Below are 24,818 nucleotides of genomic sequence, written 5' to 3' on the forward strand. Positions count from 1 at the left end.
GCGGCCGTCACCATCGCCTCAATCCTGCTCTGGATCTGACCTTTGAAGACGATCTCTAGGGGAGCGCGCCCGCCGGGACGAGGCCGCTTTGCCGGTGGCGAATTCGCCCTCAGCGGCGTAGCTTCGGGAACTTCCTCGGCGGCGCGGCGGCCTGCTCGGCCGCCTTCACCTTGGCCGCGTACTCGTCCACGTACTCCTGGCCGGAGAGTTCGAGGATCGCGTACATGATCTCGTCCGTCACCGCCCGGATCGCCGCCTTCTGGTTCTCCATGCCCGCGTAGCGGGAGAAGTCCAGCTGCTCGCCGAAGCGGATCTCGACCCGCTTGATCTTCGGCAGGACCTGGCCGGGCGGCTGGATCTCGAAGGTGCCGACCATCGCGCAGGGGATCACCGGCACCTGCGCGGTGATCGCCATCACCGCGACCCCGACCTTGCCCTTGTAGAGCCGGCCGTCGTGCGAGCGGGTGCCCTCGGGATAGATCCCCAGCAGCTCGCCCTTGTCCAGCACGCCGAGCCCTTCACGGATCGCCGCCTGCCCGGCGTCCTTGCCGGACCGGTCCACCGGGATCTGTCCCGCGCTGCGGAAGAAGGCGGCCGTCAGCCGGCCCTTGATCCCCGGGCCCGTGAAGTATTCGGCCTTCGCCAGAAAGGTGATGCGGCGCTTGATGATGGCCGGCATCAGGAAATGGTCGGAGAAGGAGAGATGGTTGCCCGCGACGATCGCCGCGCCCTCCTCCGGGATGCTTTCCAGACCCTCGATCCGGGGCCGGAACAGCAGCCGCAGCACAGGGCCCAGAACGACATACTTCAGGACGTAATAAAACACCGTGCGGGTGCACCTCGCTCTGCCGGGCCGACTCAGGACTCGTATCTACCAGGTCATGGTGGTGCCGGGGCCCCAGCCGTAGGGCCCCGGCACCACCGTGCGACCGTAGCGAACCGGTCTTCCGGCTCGTACCCGCCTCCGGGTCCGTCAGGCGTGGTCATCCGCCGTGACGTCGAGGGGTGTTCACTCCCCGTGATGCCTCAGGTGTCCTGTGTGGCCAGCATGCCGATGGTGCACAGTCCCAGCACCACCCAGCCGAACCAGAGCCAGCCGCTGCTTCCCAGCGCCACCGTGTACGCGGTCACCGCGACCAGCGCCCCGACGGTCAGGTATCCCATGGTCTTCGTCGATCCGGACATGCGCGCACGCTCCTCGTCGGCCGCGCGGCCGTTACCCCCATGGTCACCCCGGATGCGCCCTCCGCGCTACTGTCCGCGCGCCTGCAAGGACGCGAGATAGGCGTTGTACGCCGCCAGCTCCTTGTCGCCGTCCCGGTCGGCGGCCCGGTCCGAGCGCCGGGCGGCACGCTGCTCGGAGTTGTACCACTGGTAGACCAGCGCGATCAGCACCAGCACCGAGGGGATCTCGCTGAACGCCCAGGCGATGCCGCCCGCCCAGTTCTGGTCGCTCAGGGCGTCGATGCCCAGCGAGGCGGGCGGATTCTCGTACGTCTTCACCATCGGCGTCGACGCCATCATCAGCGCGATCCCGAAGAACGCGTGGAACGGCATCCCGGCGAACAGCTCCAGCATCCGCATCACATAGCCGGGGCGGTGCGGACCCGGGTCCACGCCCATGATCGGCCAGAAGAAGACCAGGCCGACCGCGAGGAAGTGCACCATCATGCCGATGTGGCCCGGCTTGGAGCCCATCAGGAAGTCGAAGATCGGCGTGAAGTAGAGCGCGTAGAGGCTCGCGATGAACAGCGGGATCGTGAACACCGGATGCGTGATGATCTTCATGTACCGGCTGTGCAGCAGCTTCAGCAGCAGTTCGCGCGGCCCGGTCCGCCCCCGGCCGGCCGGCGGCAGCGCGCGCAGCGCCAGCGTCACCGGGGCGCCGAGCAGCAGCAGGATCGGCGACAGCATGCTGATCACCATGTGCTGCACCATGTGCACGCTGAACATGACCATGCCGTAGTCGTTGAGCTTGGTGCACATCACCAGCGCGATGCTCAGCACGCCCACCGTGAAGAACACGATCCGGCTCACCGGCCAGCCGTCCCCGCGCCGACGCAGCCGCACCACGCCGTACCCGTACAGGGCGAGCGCCAGGACGCAGCCGGTCAGGAAGAACGGTTCGACGGAGAGCTCCAGCCCCCGTCCCAGCGTGAACGGCGGCAGATCCATGTTCATGCCGTGCCCGCTGTGATCCATCTGTTCACTCCCGATGGGGACACGTCCCCGTTTCGTGCCGGTTGTCCGGTCCAGAGTAGAACTGCCCCCGGCCGCGCTCGCGGCCGGGGGCAGTTCTGGCAGGACGTGTCCTGGCGAGGTGTTCTAGAGCACGCACTCCGCCTCGGCGTACCGCTCGGCCGGGACCGTCTTCAGCGTCTCGACCGCCTCCGCCAGCGGGGCCATCACGATGTCCGTGGCGCGCAGCGCGGTCAGCATCCCGAACTCGCCCCGGTGCGCCGCCTCCACCGCGTGCCAGCCGAACCGGGTCGCGAGGACGCGGTCGTACGCGGTCGGCGTGCCGCCGCGCTGGACGTGGCCGAGGATGACCGGGCGGGCCTCCTTGCCGAGCCGCTGCTCCAGCTCGCCGGAGAGCTGCGTGGCCACCCCGGCGAACCGCTCGTGGCCGTAGATGTCCTTGACGCCCTGCTCGAACTGCATGGAGCCCTCGCGCGGCTTGGCGCCCTCGGCGACCACGACGATGGCGAACTTCTTGCCCGCCGAGAACCGCTTGCCGACCAGCTCGGTCAGCTCGTCGATGTCGAAGGGGCGCTCGGGCACCACGATCGCGTGGGCGCCGGCGGCCATGCCGGAGTGCAGGGCGATCCAGCCGGTGTGACGGCCCATGACCTCCACGATCAGCACCCGCTGGTGCGACTCGGCGGTGGTCTTCAGCCGGTCCAGCGCCTCGGTCGCGACACCGACGGCGGTGTCGAAGCCGAAGGTGACGTCGGTGGAGGCGATGTCGTTGTCGATGGTCTTGGGGACCCCGACGATGGGCAGCCCGGCCTCGGAGAGGAGGCTGGCGGCCTTCAGCGTGCCCTCGCCGCCGATCGGGATGATGGCGTCCAGGCCGAGGTCCGCGACATGACCGCGGGCGCGCTCCACCCCGTCGCGCAGATGCGCGGGCTGGACCCGGGAGGAGCCGAGGATCGTGCCGCCGCGGGCCAGGATGCCGCCCACCGCGTCGAGGTCGAGCTTGCGGTAGTCCGCCTCCAGCAGGCCCTTCCAGCCGTCGTGGAAGCCGATGACCTCGTCGCCGTGGTCCACCACCGCGCGGTGCACGACGGAACGGATGACGGCGTTGAGGCCGGGGCAGTCGCCGCCGGAGGTGAGTACGCCAATGCGCATGGCCCGGAAACCTTTGCAACGTGTAAATCGATGACCGGACCACGCCGTCCGGTTGGATCCCCGCCACCCTACCGGCGCAGGGTGGCGGGACCGAACCGGCCGTCCGCCTGGTGGACTTCGCTCAACCGAGCGGAAAACCCCTCAGGCGGGCCGCTGCTCAACCGAGCGTCAGCCCCCTCAGGAGGGCTTTGCTCATGCGAGCGGAATGTGCCTCAGGCGGGCTGGGTCGCCGAGGCCATCCGCTCGGCGCGCAGCGCCTCGTACCAGCGGTCGTCGGTCGGCGGCAGCGCGTTCACGTCGAGGGCCAGCTTCAGCAGCAGATCGGCGATCTGCGGGTTGCGGGCCATCACCGGACCGTGCATGTACGTCCCGAAGACCGTGTCGTTGTACGCGCCCTCCGTGCCGTCCCCGGTGCCGTTGCCCCGGCCGAGCTGCACCCGGGCGAACGGCCGTGCCGTCGGGCCGAGATGAGTGACGCCCTGGTGGTTCTCGAACCCGGTCAGGGGCGGCAGCCCCAGCTGCGGGTCGATGTCCGCGAGGACGTCGCCGACGCACCGCGCACCCTCGCCGCGGGTGGAGACCACGTCGAGCAGACCGAGGCCCTGCTCGCGCTCACCGAGGTCGTTGACGAACTCGTGGCCGAGGATCTGGTAGCCCGCGCAGACCGAGAAGATGATCGCGCCGTTGGACGCGGCCCGGGCCAGCCCGCCGTCGCGGCGCAGCCGCTCCGCCGCGAGCCGCTGCGGCCGGTCCTCGCCGCCGCCGATCAGATAGATGTCGCCGGACGTCGGCACCGGCTGGTCGCTGCGCACGTCGACGCGCTGCACGTCCAGACCGCGCTGCCGGGCCCGCCGTTCCACGACCAGGGCGTTGCCCTGGTCCCCGTAGGTGCTGAGCAGGTCGGGGTAGACCCAGACCAGACGCAGACCGTTGTTCATACTTCGTCCTCTCCGGAGATGGCCGGGGCCGGGGTCAGTTGCCGACACGGCGGCGCAGATCCTGGAAGGCGGTGTAGTTGGCGATGACCTCGATGCGGCCGGGCGGGGCGTACTGCACGGCCTCGTCGAGGTTCTCGCAGACCCGGAAGTCGAGACCGGCCACTTCGAGACGGACCGCGAGGTCCAGCTTCCGGTCGCCGAGCACGAAGATCGGGTGCCCGGCCAGCTGGGTGTAGTCCACGTCCCACAGCCAGGAGGTGTCCGTGCCGTCCGCGCCGCGGGCGTTCACCGAGAGGATCACCGGCGTCGGCGGCGGGTCGATCAGCGAGAACGTCTCCAGCCAGCCGGCCGGGTTCTTCGCCAGCAGGAGCCGCAGCTCACGGTTGTTGAAGGTGACGACGTCGTACCGTCCGGCGACCGCCTGCACCTGGTACATCCGCTCCAGCGCGACCTGCGGCGGCACACCGAAGACGGCGGCCACGGCGGCCGAGCTGGCGGCGTTCGCCTTGTTGGCGCGGCCGGGCAGCTGGAGGTGGATCGGCCACGCCGAACCGTGCGGGTCCAGGACGTAGTCGCCGTTCAGCGCCCAGCTCGGGGCGGGGCGGCGGAAGCCGCACTGCCCGCAGAACCAGTCGTCGCCCGGACGCTGCATCACACCGCCGCAGGACGGGCAGGACCAGGCGTCGTCCTTCCACGCCTGACCGGCCGCCACCCACACCACGTTGGACGAGGAGGAGGCCGCCCAGACGACCAGCGGGTCGTCCGCGTTGGCGATGATCACGGCCTTCGAGCCGGACAGGCCCTCGCGCCAGTGCTCGGCCATCATCCGGGTCTCCGCCGCGCGGTCCAGCTGGTCGCGGGAGAGGTTGAGCAGCGCGATGGCCTTGGGTGTGGTGTCCCGGGCCACCCCGGCCAGATACTTCTCGTCGACCTCGATCACGCCGAACTTCGCGTCCGAGCCGCCGGCCAGCGCCGAGGTGATGCCCGCGGGCATGTTGGCGCCGAGCGCGTTCGACACGACGGGCCCGGCGGCCCGCAGCGCCTCGGCGATCAGCCGCGTGGTGGTCGTCTTGCCGTTCGTCGCCGACACGAGGATCACGTCCAGGTGCTGCGCCAGCCGCCCCAGCAGGTCGGGGTCGAGTTTGAGCGCCACCCGGCCGCCGATCACCGATCCGCTGCCCCGCCCCGCGGCGCGTGACACCGCCGCCGCGGCCTTGCCCGCCGTCACGGCCAGTTTGGCCCGCGGCGACAACGGCTCCGTGTTGCCTGCCATCGTCCTAGATCCTCCTTGCATCGGTCCGCGCCCAGCCTATCGATGTCCGCCGCACCGGCCGCACCGCGGCACCACGGGAATCGCCCGGCCCGGCGGAACGTACGCTTGCCGCCATGCGAAACCGCCCGATCCCCGGCAGTTCCGGACTCGTCCGTGAGATGAGTCTGCTCGGCGACCCGTTGCTCCACCGGCCCTGCGAGGACGTCACCGATTTCGGCCCGTCGCTCGCGAAGCTGATCGAGGACATGTTCGCCACGATGTACGCCGCACAGGGTGTCGGGCTCGCCGCCAACCAGATCGGCGTCCCGCTCAAGGTGTTCGTCTACGACTGCCCGGACGACGACGATGTCCGCCATCTGGGACACGTGGTCAATCCCGAACTGGTCGAGGCGGACGGACTCACCGTACGCGGACCGGAGGGCTGTCTGTCACTTCCAGGTCTGGAAGCGGGCACGGAACGCTTCGACCACGCGGTCGTCGAGGGCCTGACGATGACCGGCGAACCGGTCCGGATCGCCGGGACGGGATGGTTCGCCCGGTGCCTCCAGCACGAGTGCGACCACCTGGAGGGCACCGTCTACCCCGACCGGCTCACCGGGCTGCGGCGCTCCCGGCTGCTGCGCGCGGCGCGCCGGGCTCCCTGGGCGCGGCAGGGCTGATCCGGCCAGGGCCCGGCGGGGCGTTCAGAACCCCGGGCCGCCCTTGACGTCGCGGTCGCCCGCCTCCGCCAGCCGTCCCCACAGCAGATCGGCGAGGCTGCTCACCAGACGCTCGCGGGAGCAGGGCCGGTCGGCGAGCCACCAGTCGCCCGCCGCGTGCATCATGCCGACGATCCCGTGGCCCCAGATGCGGGCCATCTGCTCGCTGTCCGGCCCCAGGTCCACCCGCTCGACGATCACCTGGCCCAGTTCCTCGCCGAGGCGGCGCAGCAGCGGTGCGGAGTGCCGGCCGACGTCGAAGCCCTGCTCGGCGGTGGGGGAGGCGTCGGCGGTGTCGGCGGCTCCGTCGGCGGGGTGCATCAGGAAGCGGTAGACCTGCGGGCGGGCCTCGATGGCGGCGAGATAGGTGTCGAGCGTGGACTCCACCCGGGCCCGCCGCTCGGCGGGCGCGTCCAGGGCGGCGCGCAACGCGCTGAGCAGGGCGTCGGTGTGGCGCTTGGCCAGCGCGCGGTAGAGGCCGCCCTTGTCCCCGAAGTGGCGGTAGAGGATCGGCTTGGTGATGCCGGCCTCGGCGGCGATGGCGTTCATCGAGGCCTGCGGTCCGTCCCTGAGCACCACCCGGTCCGCCGCTTCCAGCAACTCGCGGCGGCGGCGCTCGGCCGCGGTCCGCTGTCGCTCGGAGCTTCGTGCGGTCTCCATGTCGTCTCTCCCACCCCTGGCCACGCGGTGCCGTCGCACCGCTCCTGCACGCCCGCGCAACGTAACACTCCACGCGGCGGGGGCCGGATCGGCTCCATGACGGTTGACAGTACCTACTTGCCGGTAACAGACTGTTGTTACCGCGAGTAACACATGGTTTTCGCCGCAGTGCCTGGAGGGGAAACATGGCCGAGTTCACGCTTGAGCTCAACGACGACCAGAAGCAGGTCAAGGAGTGGCTCCACGGCTTCGCGGCGGATGTCATCCGCCCCGCCGCCGCCGAGTGGGACGAGCGTGAGGAAACGCCCTGGCCCGTCATCCAGGAAGCGGCCAAGGTCGGCATCTACTCCCTGGACTTCTACGCCCAGCAGTTCTTCGACCCTACGGGTCTGGGCATCCCCATGGCTATGGAGGAGCTCTTCTGGGGCGACGCTGGCATCGCCCTGTCGATCGTCGGTACGGGCCTGGCGGCCGTCGGCGTCCTCGCCAACGGCACCGAGGAGCAGATCGGCACCTGGATCCCGCAGATGTACGGCGACGCCGACGACGTGAAGGTCGCCGCCTTCTGCTCCTCCGAGCCCGACGCCGGGTCCGACGTCGCCTCGATGCGCACCCGGGCCGTCTACGACGAGGCCAAGGACGAGTGGGTCCTCAACGGCACCAAGACCTGGGCGACCAACGGCGGCATAGCCAACGTCCACGTCGTCGTCGCCGTCGTCGACCCCGACATCGGCTCCAAGGGCCACGCCTCCTTCATCGTGCCCCCGGACACCCCCGGCCTCTCCCAGGGCCAGAAGTTCAAGAAGCACGGCATCCGGGCCTCGCACACCGCCGAGGTGGTCCTGGAGGACGTCCGCGTCCCCGGCCACTGCCTGCTCGGCGGCAAGGAGAAGCTCGATGAGCGCCTCGCCCGCGCCCGGGAGCGCGCCAAGGCGGGGGGCGAGCGGGTCAAGAACGTGGCGATGGCCACCTTCGAGGCCTCCCGCCCGGCCGTCGGCGCCATGGCCGTCGGCACCGCCCGAGCCGCCTACGAGGTCGCCCTCGACTACGCGAAGACCCGCAGCCAGTTCGGCCGCCCGATCATCGACAACCAGGGCATCGCCTTCCAGCTCGCCGACATGCGCACCCGCATCGACGCGGCCCGGCTGCTGGTCTGGCGCGCCTCCTGGATGGCCACCACCGGCAAGCCGTTCACCTCGGCCGAGGGCTCCATGTCGAAGCTGTACGCGAGCGAGACCGCCCGGGACGTCACCGCGCAGGCGATCCAGATCCTCGGCGGCAACGGCTTCACCCGTGAGTACCCCGTCGAGCGCATGCACCGCGACGCGGCCATCTACACCATCTTCGAGGGCACCAGCGAGATCCAGCGCCTGGTCATCGCCCGCACGCTCTCGGGCATGCCGATCCGCTGAGGACGCCGGCCCCGTCCGGACGGGGCAAGGGCCGCCGCTCCTCGTGGAGGAGCGGCGGCCGGGCTCAGCGCTTGATGAGCGCGGTGACCTCCTCGCGCGCCTCCTTCATCGCGTCCTTCGGCTTCTCCCTGCCGACGAGGACGGCCTGCACGTGCTTGGCCACGGCCTCGTCGATCTGCGTGCTCTGGGCGAACTGCCAGAAGGGACTGCCGGTCGCGGTCCTGGTGATCTTCTCGGTCCACTCCGTCGTGAAGGCGTCCTTGGCGACCTCCGGCGCGGCCAGCCCCGCGGTGGTGGACGGAGGCAGCGCGCGTGCCGCGAAGTACTCGGAGGTGGTGGCCCGGTCGGTCGTGGTGTGCAGCGCGAACTCGGTCGCCGCGTCCTGGCCCTTGCCCTTCACGATCGCGATCACCCCGCCCCACAGCAGTGCCTGCGGGGTGTCCCCGGCCTTCAGCACCGGCCGTTCCACCGGCTGCATGGCGGCGGCCAGCGTCTTGTCCTTCGACTGGGCCGACGTCACGCCCTTGCCGATGATCGCGTCGTCGTAGAAGGCGGCCTTGCCCTGCCCGAACAGGGCGCGTGCGTCGAAGCGGTCCACGTCGGCGGCGATCAGCTTCGCGTCGTGCAGCTTCTTGTACCAGGCGACCGCATCGACCGAGGCGTCGTCGCCTATGGTCACCTTCCCGCCCTCGTACAGCGTGCAGCCGAAGGTCTGCATCCACGGGAAGATGTCCTTGAGCTGCGCGACCTTGGTGGCGGCGGCGTACGGCACGACGCCCTCGCCGAGCCCCTTCAGCTCCCGCAGCGCGTCCTCGAACTCCTCGATGGTGGCTGGGTGCTTCTCGATCCCGGCCTTCTTCAGCAGCTTGGAGTTGGCGATCACTCCGATCGACCCGATGTTCCACGGCAGCCCGTACTGCGTGCCGTCGTAGACACCGCTCTTGAGCGCCACGTCCGTGTAGCCGCCCCCGGCGGCCGCAGGTCCGACGTCGGCCAGTCTGCCCATCTGCGCGATCGCCGCGAGCCAGGCGATGTCGAGGTGCACCGCGCCCGTGGTCTCCCCGCCCCCCAGCTTGAGGGTGAGCTGGCTGAGGTATTCGTTGTACGGATAGGAGACCGCGCGGATGGACGACTTCTCGGCCTTCTCCCACGCCTTGATGATCTTCTCGATCGAGGGCTTGGCGGCCTCTTCGTTGAGCGACCAGGAGGTGAAGTCGAAGTTCTTCGACTTCGGGTCGCCGCCGCCTGCGTCGGTGCCGGCGCCGGACGGCGCACACGCGCCGAGCACACCCGCGCTCGCTACGCCGAGCGCGCCGATGCCGAACATGCGCAGCGCGCCGCGCCGGCTGATGCCAGAGGTGGTCATGGTCTCTCCATGGGGCAGTGGACGGGAGGGGAAGCGGATGGGGGCGGGGCGGGCCGGCCCCGCCGGTTCAGCTCTTGACCGAACCGGCGGTCATGCCGCCGACGAGGTAGCGCTGAAGGGACATGAAGGCGACGATCACCGGGACCGACACCACGAGCGAGGCCGCCATCAGCTGGGGCCAGGCCGTCTGGAACTCGCCGATGTAGGTGGAGACGAGCCCGGGAGGCAGCGTCTGCTTCTCCTTGTCGGCCAGGGTCAGCGCGAAGATGAAGTCGTTCCAGCCGCGTACGAAGGCGAAGAGCCCGGCGGCGATCATGCCCGGAGCGGCCAGCGGCGCCACGATCGAGTGCAGCGTCCGCCACCGGGACGCGCCGTCGATGCTCGCGGCCTCCAGCAGGGCGTCCGGCACGGTGTCGAAGATCCCCTTCAGCATCCAGACGCACAACGGCATCGTGAACGTGGTGAAGGAGAGCACCAGCGCCGTGTACGTGTTGAGCATGCCGAAGCTGGAGAAGACGGCGTACAGCGTCACCAGCAGAAGGGCCTGGGGGAACATCTGGGAGGCCAGCACCATGTGCATCAGCGACTTCCGCCCCCGGTAGCGGAACTTGGAGAACGAGTAGCCCATGTACGTGGCCACGACCACGCTCAGCACGGCGGTGATCGAGGCCACGATCAGCGAGTTGACCAGGTAGGAGATCAGCTGGTCGTTCTCGGCCAGGGCCGTGAAGTTGCCGAGGGTGAGGTCGGTCGGGATCAGCTTTGGCGGGAACTGGAAGGTCGCGTCGGGTGTGCTCAGCGCGGTGGCGAGCAGCCAGTAGACCGGCAGCAGACCGAAGGCGCCGATGGCGACGACCGCGCTCCACGCGGCGACCCGCGACCGCAGCAGGTCCTTGCGGACCCGGCGCCGGGGGGCGGGGCCGGGCCGCTTCGCGACCGGCCGCGGCCGGTCGGTGACGGGCAGGGGGGCGGGGGTGGTGGACGTGGTGCTCATCAGGCGTCGCCCTTCCGCTCGGTGATCCTGAGGTAGACGACGACGAGAAGGAGCAGGAGCACCATCCACAGCCCGCCGAGCGCGGTGGCCCGGCCGATGTCGAAACCGCTGAACGCGGTCTGGTAGACGGCGGTCGCGAACGTCTCCGTGGTGCCGGCGGGGCCGCCGCCGGTGAGCACGTAGATGGTGTCGAAGTGCTGGAAGTTCCAGATGAACTCCAGCAGGAGCACGATCGAGGCGACCCCCCGGACCTGCGGCCAGGTGACGGCGAAGAAGCGCCGGACGGCGCCCGCCCCGTCCATGGAGGCCGCTTCGTGCAGTTCCCTGGGCACGGTCTGCAGACCGGCCAGGAGCATCACCATCATCCAGGGGAAGCTGGCCCAGGTCTTGGTGACGATGACCGCGAGCATCGCGGTGCCGGGCCGGCCGAGCCAGGCCACCGACTCCTCGATGATCCCGGCCTGGACGAGGACGCCGTTGAGCACGCCGTAGTTCGCGTTGAAGATCCACATCCAGAGGAAGGAGACGACCACGCCCGGGATCACCCAGGGGAACAGGAACACCCCGCGCAGGAATCCGCTGCCCTTGATGCCGGTGTTGAGTGCGAGCGCGAGTGCGAAGCCGATGGCGAACGGGGCGAGCGTCGCGCCGACGGTGAAGAGCAGCGTCTGCTCGAGAATGGTGAACAGGTCGCCGTTCAGCCAGTACGCGAAGTTGTCCAGGCCGACGAACTCCCGGCCCGGGAGGCGCAGGTCCTGCCGGAAGAAGCCGGTGATCAGGGCGGACAGCAGCGGATAGAAGATGATCGCCGCGAAGAGGGCGATTCCCGGAGCGGTGAGCAGCAGGGCGAACGCACCGTCGGACAGTCGCGCTCCTGTACGCCCGCGGGGCGGAGGAGCCTTCTGGGGAGGTGCGGCCGTACTCATGGGTCTGTCCTCTCGAACGGTGGCGGGAGCGCCGGGGCCCTGTGCGTGAACGCCGTCCCAGCTTCACTGAACTCAAGTTGCAACATGCGGGATCGTTCTCCATATAGTGCGACGGAGTCAACCCTTTGGGGCGATTGGTCACCGGTTCCGTGTGACCTCGGCGGACCGGTCTGATCTGTGGTCAGGGCGCCCGTCCGTGCGCGGCGGCCCGGTCGGCTGCCGCAACCGGAACTTACAGCCAATCCCACTCACTGAACAGTGGTTGCACAATATGGATGTGATGTACGTTCGAAGTCTCCGCCGCGGCGGGGGAGTACCCGAGCTTCACACCAAGGAGGCCGCATCGTGCGGGAAGAAGAGGGCCACTACGACATCGCCGTGATCGGCGGTGGACTGGCCGGAACCTGCGCGGCCATCGCCGCGGCCCGGCTCGGCCGGCGCGTCGCCCTGGTCAACAACCGGCCCGTCCTCGGCGGCAACGCCAGCAGCGAGATACGCGTCTGGGTCTGCGGCGCCACCGCACACGGCGTGCACCGCTGGGCCCGCGAGACGGGGATCATGGGCGAGCTGTACACCGAGAACCAGTACCGCAACCCCGAGGGCAACCCGTACTACTGGGACCAGGTCGTCCTCGACGCCGTCCGTGCCGAACCGAACATCGACCTCTTCCTCAACACCGACGTGCGCGAGGCCGAGGCGAGCGGCCCCGCCGGCCGCCGCGAGGTGCACTCCTGCACCGGCTGGATGATGGGCTCGGAGCGCCGCATCACCTTCCACGCGCGCCAGTTCCTCGACTGCACCGGAGACGGTCTGCTCGGCCATCTCGTCGGCGCCCGCTACCGGACGGGCCGGGAGGGGCGGCCGGAGTTCGACGAGCCCTGGGCGCCGCCGGAGGCGGACGAGGCGCTCCTCGGCTCCACGATCCTCTTCCACACCAAGGACCTGGGCCGGCCGGTGAAGTTCGTGCCGCCCGCCCACGCCAAGGACCTCTCCAGCACGCCCATCCTGCGCAACCGCGTCCTGCGCACCGGGGACAACGGCTGCGACTACTGGTGGATCGAGTGGGGCGGCGAGCTCGACACCGTCCACGACAACGAGCGCATCCGCGACGAACTCCAGTCCGTGATCATGGGAATCTGGGACCACATCAAGAACTCCGGCCGGTTCCCGGACGCGGCCAACCTCACCCTGGAGTGGGTCGGCAGCCTCCCCGGCAAGCGGGAGTACCGGCGCTTCCTCGGTGACCACGTCCTCACCCAGCAGGACATCCTCCAGCAGCGCCGGTTCGAGGACCGGGTGGCCTTCGGCGGCTGGTCCGTCGACCTCCACCCCGTCCAGGGCATGTACGCCGACGAGCCCGGCGCACGCCAGCGGTACGCGGACGGCATCTTCCACATCCCGCTGCGCTCCCTGTACTCGGCGAACGTGACGAACCTGCACTTCGCCGGGCGCAACATCTCCGCCACCCACATCGCCTTCGGGGCCACCCGGGTCATGGCCACCTGCGCGACGCTCGGTGAGGCCGCGGGCACCGCCGCGGCCCTGTGCGTCGCCGAGGGCCTCACCCCGAGGCAACTGGCCACCGAACGGCCGGACCTGGTGCACCGGACGCTGCTGCGCCAGGACGCCTCCGTGATCGGCCTCGCCGACGAGGACCCCGCCAACCTGGCGCGCACGGCCCGGGTCAGCGCCTCCTCCAGCCTGACCCGGCTGGCCGCCGAGCCGACGGCGGCCGCACCCGGAACCCCGTACCCCCTCACCCGTGACCTCGCCCTCCTGCTGCCCGTCGACCCCGCCCTGGACACGGTCGACCTCCTCGTCCACGGCGCCCCGGACGGCGCGTCCCGGGAACTCACCGTCGAGCTGTGGGGGACCGGCCGCGCCGAGAACGCCGTACCGGCCGACCACCTCCTCACCACCGCGGTCACGGTCCCGCCCGGCGGCCCCCACTGGGTCACGGCCCGTCTCGGCCACCGTCCCGAGACCTCCGGCAACGTGATCCTCCTCGTCCGGGCCTGCGCCGGCACGGCCCTGACCCTGCTGCCCGAGCGCACCGACGGCGTCCTGGCGCTGCGCCGGAAGGCCGAGGGGGACGCGGCGGTCGACCACGACATCCCGGAGGAGGACGGTCAGCCGGTCCTGGAATGGCAGGCCCGCGGCCTGCGGCGGCAGACCTTCGCCTTCCGGGCCGCACCCGACACCGCGGCATTCGGCCCCGCCCGGGCCGTGGGCGGGTACCAACGCCCCTACGGCGGGCCGCACATGTGGTCCTCCGGGCCGGCCGGCGAAGCGGAGTGGCTCCGGCTCGACTGGGACGACGAGCAGGACGTCACCGAGGTCCGCCTGGTGTTCGACGACGACGTGGACGAGTACCTCAACAACCTGCACCGTCACCGCACCCCGTACGAGGTCATGCCGGAGCTGGTGCGGGACTACCGCCTTCAGGCGTGCGACGCCGCCGGTGACTGGCACACGCTGCTGAGGGTGACGGAGAACCGGCGCCGCCACCGGGTGCACCCGGTGCGGACCGCGGACGGCGGCCCCGTACGCACCTCCGCGCTGCGGCTCGTGGTCGACGCGACGCACGGGGCACGGCACGCGCACGTGGTCGCCTTCAAGGCGTACGGCGGCCGGACGGACTGACCGCACGGTCCGCCCGACGACGAAGGGCCGGTGGGAACCGAGCGGTCCCCACCGGCCCTTCGCCGCGGCCGCTCAGAGCGCGCCGAGCGCCTGACTGATGGCGTCGGCGGCCTCGATGACCTCGCGCACGAGGGCCAGGCGTTCCTCCTCGGCGTCGGAGCGCTCGCCGAGCAGCGAGGTCGGGCCCCAGAGCGAGATGGCCGCGACGATGTCCCCCGAGGCGTCGCGGACGGGTGCGGCCAGCGACGCGCGGCCGAGCGCCCGCTCCTCCGCCTCGACGGCGTACCCGGTGCGCCGCACGGTGTCGATCTCCTCGTCGAGGAGGTCGTGGCTGGTGGTCGTGTACTCGGTGTGCGCCGCGAGAGGGTCCCCCAGGAGCTTGCGGCGTTGCTCGGGGGTGAGAGCGGTCAGCAGACACTTGCCGATGCTCGTGGCGTGCAGCGGGGCGGTGTGGCCGCCCTGGGTGTACGACTTGGGGGCGCGCGTGCCCTCGAAGTTGCACAGGAACATCAGCTCGCCGTCCCGGCGTACGGCCACGTTGGCCCCCAGCCCGGTGCGGGTGGCGAGGTCCTGGAGCACCATCCGCGCGGCCCGGTGCACGGGGTGGCGGTTGGTGGCGGTGGCGGCCAGCGGGAGGATGCCGAGGCTGAGGCGGTAGAGGTTGCTGACCGGATCGCGTTCGACCATGTCGAGGCGTTCCAGGGTGGACAGCAGACGTGAGGTGGTCGAGGAGCCCAGGCCGGTGAGCTCGGCGACGTCGGAGACGCGTAGCTCGGGCCGGCCGGAGTCGAGTGCGCGCAGTACGGAGACCGCTCGTTCGACGCTCTGGTTCGTTCCCGCGTCGGTAGCCCGGCCAGCCATGGTCCCCCTCTTCCTGCAATTCTATTGCACTATCTGCATCAGCTTAGCGTGTGCACCGGTCACCCGTACTCCGAATCAGCCCGAGCCTGGTGCCCCGGGGCCGCTTCCGTCAGAAAGCGGCGCTGCGACTCCTCCAGGGCCGCCGTCTCGTCCGGTTCCCCCGGGTGGTCGAAATGGCCCGCCCGGAGCACGAACAGCTCGCGAGGTCCCGCCAGTGCTCCGTACACGGCGAACTGCCCGGGCGGGGGGACCGAGGGATCGAAGAGGGCGGCGCCCACATGGACGGGGACGCGGATGTGGCGTGCCGCCGTCGCCGCGTCGAAGTACGCCAGCACGTCCAGCACCGACGGGTCGTCCGCGTGCCGCCGGCGTACTGATTCCCCGCTGCCCGTGCACGGCAGGGTCACGCGGAGCGGATGGTTGCCGAAGGTCGGCACGGTGAGTCCGGCGGCCCGGAAACGGTCGTCCCAGGGAAGCGCCAGCGCCCCGATGCCGCCGCCGAAACTCGTGCCGAGAAAGGTCAGGTTGCCCGCGGTCTCCGGCACCAGCCGTCCCAGTGCCGTGGCCGCACACCAGACGTCCGCCACGCACCCGCCGAGGAGCGCGGAGTCCCGCGACTCGATGCCGTGCAGGACGTGCCCGGCCGACTCGGCCGGGACTCCGGGCAGCAGGCTCCGCGTTCCGAGCCCGCGCAGGCAGGGCCAGATGGTCGCGGTCCCCGGCGGGCACTGCCAGGGGTCCGGCGCGGCCCGGCCCCCGTATCCGTGGGCCGCCACACAGCCGCGCGTGACGGGGCCGTCGGCGGGGACGGTCAGCCAGCCGCCGATCCGGACCCCGTCGGCGGACGTGTAGGAGACGTCGGCCACCCGCACGTCGGCCAGGGTGGTCCAGGGCCCCTCGATCCGGGGCGCCGGGTCGACGGAGAGCGCCCGGGCGTAGCGGTCCCGCCAGAAGCCGGCGAAGTCGTCGGGCTCCGGCGGGGCCCCGATGGAGAGCAGGCGCGGCAGGTCGTAGCCGTGGGTGGGGTCGAAGGGGAAGCCGTGGCGGAGGGGGCCGGGGGTGCTGTCCTGCGGCAGGGGTGGACGGGGGGACACGTTCTCTCCTCGCGGGTGGTGAGGTGGTGAGGTGGTGGGCCGGCTGCGGTGGCTGTGTCAGCGGCGCGCGTAGTGCAGGCGGCGGTTCTTGGTGTCCGGGAGGTAGAGGATGTCGTTCCCGTCGCTGTCGCGGCGTACGGCCAGCCGGTCGGTGCTCACTTCGGGGACGGCGGAGACGGAGGTCCAGGAGCCGTCCTTCTCGGTGGCGGCGAAGACGCGCTCGGTCCCGGAGCTCTTCACGTAGTAGACGCGCTTGGCGTCGGTCTCGTCCCAGGTGATGCCGAGCGCGGCGCTGGTCTGCCCCTCGGTGTAGACGCTCTGGCGCCGCCAGCCGCCGGCGCTCGGATACGCGTAGAGGACATGGAAGTTCGCGCCGCTCGCGGCGGAGCGGTAGCGGTAGGCCACCTTGGGCGTGGAGCCGTCCAGGGTGAGTTTGGCGCTCTGCACGGCTGCCGCGGTGTAGCCGGTGTTGTCGGAACTCCACTCCTCGCCGCTGGTGAAGTCCTGGATGACGTCGGCGGTGTCCGGAGTGGTCGGCACGGTGAGGGGAGCGCCGGAACTGTCCGTGAAACGGCCGGAGTCCGGGTCGAGGCGGAGGTAGGAGAGCTTGTGGCGGAATGCGGACGACGGTGCCTTGGACCATTCGTAGAGGATGTGGATGTTTCCGGCGGCGTCCACCGCCAGGTCGTCCGGGTAGACGGACCGGTACTGCGCCGACGCGAAGGTCGCGACGACGCCCCACTCGGCGGCCGCGTTGTCCCAGCGGTAGAGCTTGCCGGGGCGGCGGTCGCTGCCGTTGCCGATGCGGGCGGCGAGATAGAGGTCGCCGTTGGGTGCGGTGGTCAGGACCGGATAGGTGACGCCCTGGCCCTGGTCGGGCATGTCGGCGGAGTGATCCGTGACGGGGCCGGTCGTCGCGTCGGTGCGGAAGTAGCGCCAGGTGTCACCGTGCATCGAGGTGAACACATGCAGCCGTCCGCTGCCGTCCCGTGCGACGGAGGGCTGGTTGTGCCCGTTGTCGTCGGGGAACTCCGCCTGCCGCCCGTCCTTCGTGAGCAGCGGCAGACGGCTCCACACCCCGTCGGGATCGCGGCGTGCGATTGCCGGGCGGTGCGTGGCCGCGGTGGGGCCGGGTTCGTTGAACGCGAAGTAGGTGTACTGGCCCCGGCCCTTGTAGGTGGCGGCGGGAGTCCACCAGGCCGCCTGGTTGGACTCGTCCATGGCGTAGGGGACCTGCTCGACGGAAGCGGGGAGAGCGGCGGCTGCGCCGGCCGGAGAGGCGGCCGGGAGCAGGGCGAGGAGGGCCGTCAGGACGGCGGCCGGGGCCAGGAAGGCGCGGGACGGGGCACGGCGCACGGTGACTCCTTGGTGGGGGCGGGCGGATGAGGCATCAGGCGCTGGAGGAGGTGACCGGCGGGAATGTACCGCAGATCCCAGTGGGTGAATAGAACTTGCACATGATGCATCTGATGTGTGTCATCGGGTTCTGTGATCCAGCCCGACCGAAGGACCCCACGAAAAAGGGGCGGTCCGGAACGTCAGTTCCGGACCGCCCCCGCGCGCACTCAGCCCGGCAGGTGCGCCTCGATCGCCGCCACGACCTCCGTGGACTCGGGCTCGGAGCGCGGACGGATCCGGGCCACCGGCTCACCGGCCGGCGAGATCACGAACTTCTCGAAGTTCCACTGGACGTCCCCGGCCTCCCCGTCCGCGTCCGACAGCCGCGTCAGCTCCGCGTACAGCGGGTGCCGCCCGTCGCCGTTGACGTCGGTCTTCTCCAGCAGCGGGAAGCTGACCCCGTACGTCGTGGAGCAGAACGTCTGGATCTCCTCCGCGCTCCCCGGCTCCTGCCCGGCGAACTGGTTGCACGGGACGCCGAGCACGGTCAGGCCCCGGTCCCCGTAGTTCTGCTGCAACCGCTCCAGGCCCTCGTACTGCGGGGTGAGCCCGCACTTGGAGGCCACGTTCACCACCAGGACGGTCCGGCCGCTGTACGCGCCCAGCGTGGTCGGCTCGCCCGTGAGGGTGCGCAGCGGAATGTCGTGCAGCGTCATGAAAGCTCTCCCTGTTCCTCGCGTGGTGCCGCTCATTGTGCCGCCCGCCGCTCACGGAGCGGCGAGCTCCTTGTAGTAGAAGGTCGTCGGCTTGAGGCTGCCCGCCGGATCGGCCGCGTATCCCGGCACGCTCCCGATCTTCTTCCACCCCGCCCCGCAGTAGACCTGCTCGGCCAGGCTGCCGCTCTCGGTGTCCAGGATCAGCAGCGTGATGCCCTCGGTCACCGCGTACTCCTCCACCGCCGCCAGCAGTGCCCCGCCGAGCCCCTGGCCGCGGGCGGAGGGGCGCACCATCAGCTTGGCGACCTCCGCGCGGTGGCGGGCGTTCGGCAGAGGGGCACGGACCAGGGCGATCGTCCCGGAGACCCGGCCGCCCTCGCGGGCGATCCAGATGCCGATGCTCCCGGCCTCCACGGCGGCAGCCCGCTCCCGCCACCAGACGGCGGCCGTCTCCCGGTCCAACGGGGCCAGGAAGCCCACCGAGGAACCCTCCTCGACGGTCTCGACCAGCAGTCCGGCCAGGTCATCGGCGTACGTGACCAGCTCAGGGGCGGTCACGTGGACGATCTCGGTCATGAGCGGGGGTCCTTTCGCAGCGGAACGGTCGAAGGGTGCGGAGCGGAAAGGGCGCGGAGCCGGAGTCAGGGCAGGACGATCAGCAGGGCGTAACGGGCCCGCTCCGGCCCCGCGCAGTGGAAGCGGGACGGGCCGTGCAGCCGGAAGCGGAGGCAGTCGCCGGTGCGCACGGTGTGCGTCACCTCGGCGACCGTCACCTCCACCGTGCCTTCCACTACCCAGATGTGCTGCTCGACACCGGGGACGGGTGCGTTCTCGTAGGCGATCGACGCCCCTGGATCGAGGACGGACTCGACGACCTCGGCGCGCAGTCCCGGATGCGGCGGCGAGACCGACCGCCGGACGAACCCGGCCGCCTCGTCGCGCCAGACCGTCTGCCGGGCCGCGGGCACCAGGGGCGGTGGTTCGGCCTCCACCTCCATGAGGAGGCGCGACATCGTCCGGCCGTAGACCGTGCACAGCCGCCCGAGCAGCGTGGCGGTCGGGCTGACCTCGCAGCGCTCCAGCCGCGAGAGCGTCGACCGGCTCACCCCGCTGCGCCGGGCCAGCTCGTCCAGGGACCAGCCGTGCTCGGTGCGCAGGTCCGCCAGTCGCACGGCGAGCCGGACACCCACGGGGTCCGGCTCCTCGATCGCTTCTCCCATATCCGGGACCATATCCCTGATCGGGGAAGGGATCTAGACGGCCCCGGACCGTGCCCCGCCCGGGCCCGCGGGCGCGGGCGTCAGCCGGAGAGTGACCACGTACGCCACCACCACCGCCACGATCACCAGCGGCATCACCGTGAGCCCCTCCCTGCCCAGCAGAAGCGTCGCCAGGAGCACCGAGGTCATCGGCAGCCGCAGCATCGCCACGCACATGGCCCCCACGCCCATCGCGAACCCCGCGGTGAGTTGCAGCCCCGGCAGATGGGACAGCGCGATACCGCCCACCGCGCCCACGAACATCGCGGGAAAGACCGGTCCGCCCCGGAAGCAGCTCAGCGACGCGCAGTAGGCGAGCGACTTGCAGACGATGAGCAGGACGAGCGCGGCGACCGAATACTCCGCGCTCGCGGACAGCAGGTGGCCCATCTCGTGCTCGCCCGAATACAGCACCTGGGAGCCGTCCTTGCCCGACCCCTCGGCGTACACCAGCGCCAGCGCGCCGACGACCAGGCCCATCACCGCCGTGGCCACCACCGTCCGCCGCTCCACGCGTTCCTGGAGGGCCAGCGACAGCCGGCGGATACCCGCCCCGGCGAAGGCCGCCGCGACACCCAGGACCAGCGCCCATCCGAACCCGGCGGCATCAGGACCGGCCGCCGGGGGCACCTCGCCCAGTGTCAGGGAGTACGTCCCCAGCCCCGTCCAGGACCCGAGCCCCGTGAAGATCAGCGCCCCGATCCCCGCCGAGAGCAGCCCCGGCACCAGGACCACGCCCAGCATCGGCCCGGCCAGCCCCGACACCTCCATCAGCAGGAACGCACCCAGCAGCGGGGACCCCAGCAGGGCGCTCACCGCGGCGAAGCTCCCCGACGCCCCGACCAGGGACCGCGCGTCCGGGGACAGGTCCCGCTTGACACGGCCCGCCGCCCAGACGGCCAGCCCCCCGCCCAGGGCGATCAGGGGCGCCTCCGGCCCCAGCACCGCGCCCACGCCCAGTGAGACGAGCGCCGCGAGCACGACCCCCGGAAGATCCGCCGCGGGCGGGGCGCCGGTGGACACCAGCCCCTCCGCGGGCCGGTGCCCGCCTCCGCCCGGCAGCCGGCGGACGACGAGCCCGACCAGGAGCCCGGCGACGCCGAGCAGCGGAACGGGCCACCACGACGGCGTCGCGTGGAAGCCCAGCGCCTTCGGCAGCTCCGTGTACGTCAGCGACTGGAGCTCCGAGACCAGCGCCAGGAAGCCGAACGCGATCGCGGAGACGGGCACCCCGAGTACGGCCGCCATCAGCAGCAGCCCCGCGTACTTCCGCGTGCGGACCGCCGCGTACGGGTCCTCCGGAACGGCGAGGGGGGTGGCCGGAGGGGTGGTCGGCATGGTCTCGGCTCCTCGGCGTGACGACGGTCGGGAAACGGTGGCGCCCCCCGGCGGCCGGGCACGGCACGCCCCCGGCCGCCGGACATCGGGAGGGGCGCGCGCCCTCCCTGCTTCACGCCGGGATACCACGCGGCAGCGGACCGGGCCGCCCGCCGCCCCCGGGAACACACCCTCCGGTGCGGAAGGTCAGCCGCCCGGCCCCGGAAGACCGTCCGCGCCCGAGGAGCCGTTCGCGCCGTCCGCGGGGAGCCGCCCCGCCGCCACCGCGTCGACCAGCGCCCGGTGGTCCAGCTCGTTGCGGTCCGCGTACGACTCGGCGAACGTGGCGACCGCCCGGTCGAAGACGTCCTTGCCGCCCAGATAACCGGCGATGGCGATCCGGTCCCCGGACCTGGCATGGGCGCGGGCCAGCGTGGCCCCGCACACCTCACCGAACACCCGCATCCCCTTCGGCACCATCGACTCGGGCTCGGCGATGCCCTTCCAGTCGCGCAGCTGGCGCACATAGAAGTCCCGGCTCCGGCCGTCGATGCCCTGCGCCCGCTCCCAGCCGAGGAAGATGTCGCCGGCCGCCTGCATCAGGCGCTGCCCCGCGACCACCCGCTCGCCCTGGTTCGCATACCCGCTCGCCCCGGCGAACTCGGCCAGTACCGAGGGGCCGGCCTCCTTGGCCTGGAGCAGGAGCGGGTCCCCGCCGTCCCGGCCGAGCAGCAGGACGATCCAGCACCGGGTGCCGACACTGCCCACACCGACGACCTTCCGGGCCACATCCACCAGTGCGAAGTCCTCCAGGAGGCTGCGCCGGTCGGGCGGCAGACTGCGCGCGTACCCCGCCAGCATGCCGTCGAACCGCCGGAACACCGCGTCCCGGTCCACGCCCGGCGTCAGATCGGTCAGCGGAACGACCATCGGCGGGTCCGCCGCGATCCGCAGCCGCCCGTCGACCACCTCGGCGAGTTTCCCGAACGCCTGACGGCTGTCCCGGGACCGGGCCTTCCCCAACGCCCGGTCGACATTCCTGCGCCCCCGCCCGCCCAACTGCTCCGCCGCCACCGTGCGCAGCCGCTCGGCATCCGTCCGCGCGTACCAGACGTCCAGATTGCGCATGCCCGCGTACCGGGCCGTCGCCTCCCGGTACGAGCGGACCGCGGCCCGGACGATTCCGGCCCGCTCCCGGTGCGTGAATCCGTTCGCCCTCCCCGCGATGACGAGGCTCGCCGCCAGCCGCTTGACGTCCCACTCCCACGGCCCCGGCAGCGTCTCGTCGAAGTCGTTGATGTCGAAGAGCAGATTCCGTTCGGGGGAGGCCAGCAGCCGGAAGTTCAGCAGATGGGCGTCCCCGCACAACTGCGCCCGGATCCCCGACACCGGAGTGCCGGACAGGTCGGCGGCCATCACCGCCGCCGCGCCCCGGTAGAAGCGGAACGGGGACTCCGCCATCCGGCCGTAGCGGATCGGCACCAGCTCGGGGACCCGCTCCGCCGACTGCGCTTCGAGGACGGCCAGCGGATCGGGACGACGCGGTGACGGCGAGAACTCCGCATGGCTCGACCGCGGAGCCTTTTGCCGGGCGGCCTTGCCCAGCGCGGCGCGTTCGGCGGGTGTCGCGTGCGGTGCGGCGCGCAGTGACGCCGCGGCTTCCCTGTCCATGGGTACCCTTCCGGCGGTCGTCATGTCTGTTCGGCGATCCGGCGCTCACGGTCGCGGCGGAGCCGGATCCGCCGCCAGATCGCCCGCTGGGCCTTGAGCGCGGCCGTGCCCACCACGATCAGCACGAGGACGTTGACGAAGAGCTGGATGGCGGAGCCCCGGGCATCGGACCAGCTGGTGAAAGCCGTGGAGACGGCGACGTCCGCGGCGGCCGGAATCGTGGTCACGGAGATGAACACCCCGAGCAGGGCGCTCGTCCTGGCCTCGGTGAGCGACACGATCCCGACGATCCCGGCCAGGGTGGCGACGGCGACGGAGAAGAAGTTCGGCGTGTTGATGAGGTTGGAGACGGGCCGCAGCCCCCGCTCGAACGCCTCCGACTCCAGCCCGAAACCCCGGATGAGGAGGGCGAAGAGGAAGGTCACCACGATGGTGAGGAGGAAGCCGGCGCCCAGCGCGGCCAGCCCGCTGCGCACCATCGACCGGTGGCGCCGGTCGATCCCCAGCGCCACGCTGACGATGGCGCCGTACTCAGGACCGACGACCATCGCCCCGACGATCAGGATCTGCGAGTTGGTGACGATGCCGACCGACCCGATCAGACCGGCGATGACCAGGTAGAGGTAGAAGCTCGGCGGGTACCGGCCCCCGGACCTGATGCGCGCCTCGACCTGTTCCCAGACCGGCGCCCGGCTCAGCGGCCCCAGCTCGCGCTGCCCGCCCTCCGTGGCCGCGCCGGAGAAGGCCATGTCGACGGGTTCGATGACGAGAGAGCCCCGCCGGTCGAGGTGGACGGCGCGCAACCGGTGCAGTACGTCGTTGGCCGCCCCCGTCAGTACGTCGCAGGCGATGGCATCGCCGTCGGGGCGTCGCGCGGCATCGCGCTGGACGATCAGATTGAGCACGCACGGATCGGCCGAGAGCAGCCCGACGACCTCGTCGGTCAGATCCGGCGGGCTCACCGCGCGGATGTGGATCATGTCCATCCCGGCACCTCCGCGGCTCCCGGCCCCGTCGCACGGAGCTGTGCCCGGCAGGCGGCCCGGGGCTCACTCCAGTAACGCGGCACCGGCACGGTTCGGCAAACCGGGCGCCCCGGCCGGGAAGCCCCGGGCGGTCGGCGGCCGACCACCGGCGCTGGGATCATCGAGGGGTGCACACACCCGATGGCCTCCCCGAACCACTGCCCGGCACCGGCGAAGCGGTCCGCGCGGAGACGGCCGCCGACGACGGAACGCCGGAGCGCCGCCGCCTCGTCCGCTGCCGTCTCTGCGGCCGGCCCCTGACCGGGACCGACTCGCGGCGGGCCGGCCTCGGCCCGTCCTGCGACGCCAAGCTGCACCCGGCGCCACCGGACATCCGCACCCGCCGCCACGTGGTCGACCAGGACCCGCTGCCCGGCACCTGAGCCGAGCCCCGCATCACAGCCGCCGGAACAGCCCCTCCTGCACCACCGACACCAGCAACTGCCCCGCACGGTCGTAGATCCGGCCCCGCGCCAGGCCCCGCCCGCCCGTGGCGATCGGCGACTCCTGGTCGTACAGGAACCACTCGTCCGCCCGGAACGGCCGGTGGAACCACATGGCGTGGTCCAGGGACGCCATGTCGAAGCCGCGCGGACCCCACAGCGGCTCCACCGGGATGCGGACCGCGTCCAGCAGCGTCATGTCGCTCGCGTACGTCAGCGCACAGGTGTGCACCAGCGGGTCGTCGCCCAGCGGGCCCACCGCCCGCATCCACACCGCGCTGCGCGGATCGGCGTCCCTGATCTCGTCCTTCGTCCAGCGCAGTCGGTCGACGTAACGGATGTCGAAGGGCTGGCGGCGGGCCATCCGCTCCAGCGCCTCCGGCAGCGCGCCCAGATGCTCGCGCACCTCCTCGGCGACCGTCGGCAGCTCCTCCGGATCCGGGACGATCCGGGCGGGCGGCAACTGGTGCTCGAACCCCGCCTCCTCCGGGCGGTGGAAGGACGCCGTCAGGTTGAAGATCGTCCGGCCCTCCTGGACCGCCGTCACCCGGCGGGTGGTGAAGGACCGGCCGTCCCGCACCCGCTCCACCTGGTAGACGATCGGCACCCCGGGGCGGCCCGGCCGCAGGAAGTAGGCGTGCAGCGAGTGCACCGGCCGCTCCCCGTCGGTGGTCCGGCCCGCGGCCACCAGCGCCTGGCCCGCGACCTGCCCGCCGAAGACCCGCTGGAGGGACTCGTCGGGGCTGCGGCCGCGGAAGATGTTGACCTCGATCCGCTCCAGGTCGAGCAGGTCGACCAGACGCTCGGCCGGATTCGTCATGCCGTACCTCTCC

Annotated in this window: 24 protein-coding genes; 4 read left to right on the forward strand and 20 right to left on the reverse strand. The window is 71.4% G+C overall.

Annotation, left to right across the window (positions count from 1 at the left end; all coding sequences use genetic code 11):
- Nucleotides 1-109: 109 nt before the first annotated feature.
- From IE145_RS28095 to IE145_RS28120, 6 genes are all read right to left on the reverse strand, one after another.
- A complete protein-coding gene (locus IE145_RS28095; protein ID WP_189528242.1) occupies nt 110-826 on the reverse strand; it encodes a lysophospholipid acyltransferase family protein in 717 nt (238 codons plus the stop codon).
- Nucleotides 827-1,026: 200 nt separating this feature from the next.
- Nucleotides 1,027-1,185 (reverse strand): hypothetical protein, encoded by a 159-nt coding sequence (locus IE145_RS28100; RefSeq protein ID WP_176711363.1) that lies wholly within the window; start codon nt 1,183-1,185, stop codon nt 1,027-1,029.
- A 66-nt stretch (nt 1,186-1,251) separates the two neighbouring features.
- Nucleotides 1,252-2,202 carry a cytochrome c oxidase assembly protein gene (locus tag IE145_RS28105; RefSeq protein WP_030580484.1) on the reverse strand — a complete coding sequence of 317 codons (951 nt, stop codon included), beginning with the start codon at nt 2,200-2,202 and terminating at the stop codon, nt 1,252-1,254.
- A 123-nt stretch (nt 2,203-2,325) separates the two neighbouring features.
- Nucleotides 2,326-3,351 carry a 6-phosphofructokinase gene (locus tag IE145_RS28110; protein ID WP_189528243.1) on the reverse strand — a complete coding sequence of 342 codons (1,026 nt, stop codon included), beginning with the start codon at nt 3,349-3,351 and terminating at the stop codon, nt 2,326-2,328.
- Between the two features lie 212 nt (nt 3,352-3,563).
- Entirely contained in the window at nt 3,564-4,289 is a 726-nt protein-coding gene (locus IE145_RS28115) for a type 1 glutamine amidotransferase (RefSeq protein WP_189528244.1), read from the reverse strand.
- 34 nt (nt 4,290-4,323) lie between these two features.
- Nucleotides 4,324-5,562, reverse strand: a complete 1,239-nt coding sequence (locus tag IE145_RS28120; protein WP_189528245.1) for a MurT ligase domain-containing protein — start codon at nt 5,560-5,562, stop codon at nt 4,324-4,326.
- A 113-nt stretch (nt 5,563-5,675) separates the two neighbouring features.
- On the opposite strand from IE145_RS28120, the gene def reads away from it, so the two are divergent.
- Complete coding sequence (gene def / locus IE145_RS28125) at nt 5,676-6,221, forward strand: peptide deformylase (RefSeq protein ID WP_010070005.1); 546 nt, start codon at nt 5,676-5,678, stop codon at nt 6,219-6,221.
- Between the two features lie 24 nt (nt 6,222-6,245).
- Here the strand turns inward: def and IE145_RS28130 are convergent, their stop codons facing one another.
- Nucleotides 6,246-6,920 (reverse strand): TetR/AcrR family transcriptional regulator, encoded by a 675-nt coding sequence (locus tag IE145_RS28130; RefSeq protein ID WP_189528246.1) that lies wholly within the window; start codon nt 6,918-6,920, stop codon nt 6,246-6,248.
- Nucleotides 6,921-7,105: 185 nt separating this feature from the next.
- Between IE145_RS28130 and IE145_RS28135 the strand changes: the two genes are divergently transcribed.
- A complete protein-coding gene (locus IE145_RS28135) occupies nt 7,106-8,332 on the forward strand; it encodes an acyl-CoA dehydrogenase family protein (protein WP_189528247.1) in 1,227 nt (408 codons plus the stop codon).
- Nucleotides 8,333-8,396: 64 nt separating this feature from the next.
- On the opposite strand, the gene IE145_RS28140 is transcribed toward IE145_RS28135, so the two are convergent.
- From IE145_RS28140 to IE145_RS28150, 3 genes are all read right to left on the reverse strand, one after another.
- Entirely contained in the window at nt 8,397-9,698 is a 1,302-nt protein-coding gene (locus IE145_RS28140; RefSeq protein WP_189528248.1) for a sugar ABC transporter substrate-binding protein, read from the reverse strand.
- Nucleotides 9,699-9,765: 67 nt separating this feature from the next.
- Nucleotides 9,766-10,692, reverse strand: coding sequence for a carbohydrate ABC transporter permease (locus tag IE145_RS28145; protein WP_189528249.1), 927 nt, complete (start codon nt 10,690-10,692; stop codon nt 9,766-9,768).
- Entirely contained in the window at nt 10,692-11,618 is a 927-nt protein-coding gene (locus IE145_RS28150) for a carbohydrate ABC transporter permease (protein ID WP_189528250.1), read from the reverse strand. Before IE145_RS28150 ends, IE145_RS28145 begins: the two co-directional genes overlap by 1 nt.
- Nucleotides 11,619-11,963: 345 nt before the next feature.
- On the opposite strand from IE145_RS28150, the gene IE145_RS28155 reads away from it, so the two are divergent.
- Nucleotides 11,964-14,261: an FAD-dependent oxidoreductase gene (locus IE145_RS28155; RefSeq protein ID WP_189528251.1), complete on the forward strand. Its 2,298-nt coding sequence runs from the start codon at nt 11,964-11,966 to the stop codon at nt 14,259-14,261.
- Between the two features lie 72 nt (nt 14,262-14,333).
- Here the strand turns inward: IE145_RS28155 and IE145_RS28160 are convergent, their stop codons facing one another.
- The 9 genes from IE145_RS28160 to IE145_RS28200 form a co-directional block, all read right to left on the reverse strand.
- On the reverse strand, nt 14,334-15,122 hold the full coding sequence (locus tag IE145_RS28160) for an IclR family transcriptional regulator (protein WP_189528252.1): 789 nt from the start codon (nt 15,120-15,122) through the stop codon (nt 14,334-14,336).
- 59 nt (nt 15,123-15,181) lie between these two features.
- Nucleotides 15,182-16,216: an acetylxylan esterase gene (locus tag IE145_RS28165; protein ID WP_189528253.1), complete on the reverse strand. Its 1,035-nt coding sequence runs from the start codon at nt 16,214-16,216 to the stop codon at nt 15,182-15,184.
- A 57-nt stretch (nt 16,217-16,273) separates the two neighbouring features.
- Nucleotides 16,274-17,572 carry a BNR-4 repeat-containing protein gene (locus IE145_RS28170; protein WP_189528254.1) on the reverse strand — a complete coding sequence of 433 codons (1,299 nt, stop codon included), beginning with the start codon at nt 17,570-17,572 and terminating at the stop codon, nt 16,274-16,276.
- A 209-nt stretch (nt 17,573-17,781) separates the two neighbouring features.
- Nucleotides 17,782-18,270 (reverse strand): glutathione peroxidase, encoded by a 489-nt coding sequence (locus tag IE145_RS28175; protein WP_189528255.1) that lies wholly within the window; start codon nt 18,268-18,270, stop codon nt 17,782-17,784.
- 51 nt (nt 18,271-18,321) lie between these two features.
- Complete coding sequence (locus IE145_RS28180; protein ID WP_189528256.1) at nt 18,322-18,846, reverse strand: GNAT family N-acetyltransferase; 525 nt, start codon at nt 18,844-18,846, stop codon at nt 18,322-18,324.
- Between the two features lie 65 nt (nt 18,847-18,911).
- On the reverse strand, nt 18,912-19,490 hold the full coding sequence (locus IE145_RS28185) for an XRE family transcriptional regulator (RefSeq protein ID WP_189528257.1): 579 nt from the start codon (nt 19,488-19,490) through the stop codon (nt 18,912-18,914).
- 33 nt (nt 19,491-19,523) lie between these two features.
- Nucleotides 19,524-20,867 (reverse strand): chloride channel protein, encoded by a 1,344-nt coding sequence (locus tag IE145_RS28190; RefSeq protein ID WP_189528258.1) that lies wholly within the window; start codon nt 20,865-20,867, stop codon nt 19,524-19,526.
- Nucleotides 20,868-21,053: 186 nt separating this feature from the next.
- Nucleotides 21,054-22,517: a DUF2252 domain-containing protein gene (locus IE145_RS28195; RefSeq protein WP_189528259.1), complete on the reverse strand. Its 1,464-nt coding sequence runs from the start codon at nt 22,515-22,517 to the stop codon at nt 21,054-21,056.
- Nucleotides 22,518-22,537: 20 nt separating this feature from the next.
- Nucleotides 22,538-23,503, reverse strand: a complete 966-nt coding sequence (locus tag IE145_RS28200; protein WP_189528260.1) for a DUF389 domain-containing protein — start codon at nt 23,501-23,503, stop codon at nt 22,538-22,540.
- Between the two features lie 167 nt (nt 23,504-23,670).
- Between IE145_RS28200 and IE145_RS28205 the strand changes: the two genes are divergently transcribed.
- On the forward strand, nt 23,671-23,925 hold the full coding sequence (locus tag IE145_RS28205) for a DUF6011 domain-containing protein (protein ID WP_189528261.1): 255 nt from the start codon (nt 23,671-23,673) through the stop codon (nt 23,923-23,925).
- A gap of 13 nt (nt 23,926-23,938) precedes the next feature.
- Here the strand turns inward: IE145_RS28205 and IE145_RS28210 are convergent, their stop codons facing one another.
- Entirely contained in the window at nt 23,939-24,805 is an 867-nt protein-coding gene (locus IE145_RS28210; RefSeq protein WP_189528262.1) for an acyl-CoA thioesterase, read from the reverse strand.
- Nucleotides 24,806-24,818 lie beyond the last annotated feature (13 nt).

The organism is Streptomyces sindenensis, assembly GCF_014649035.1.
GTDB lineage: Bacteria > Actinomycetota > Actinomycetes > Streptomycetales > Streptomycetaceae > Streptomyces > Streptomyces sindenensis.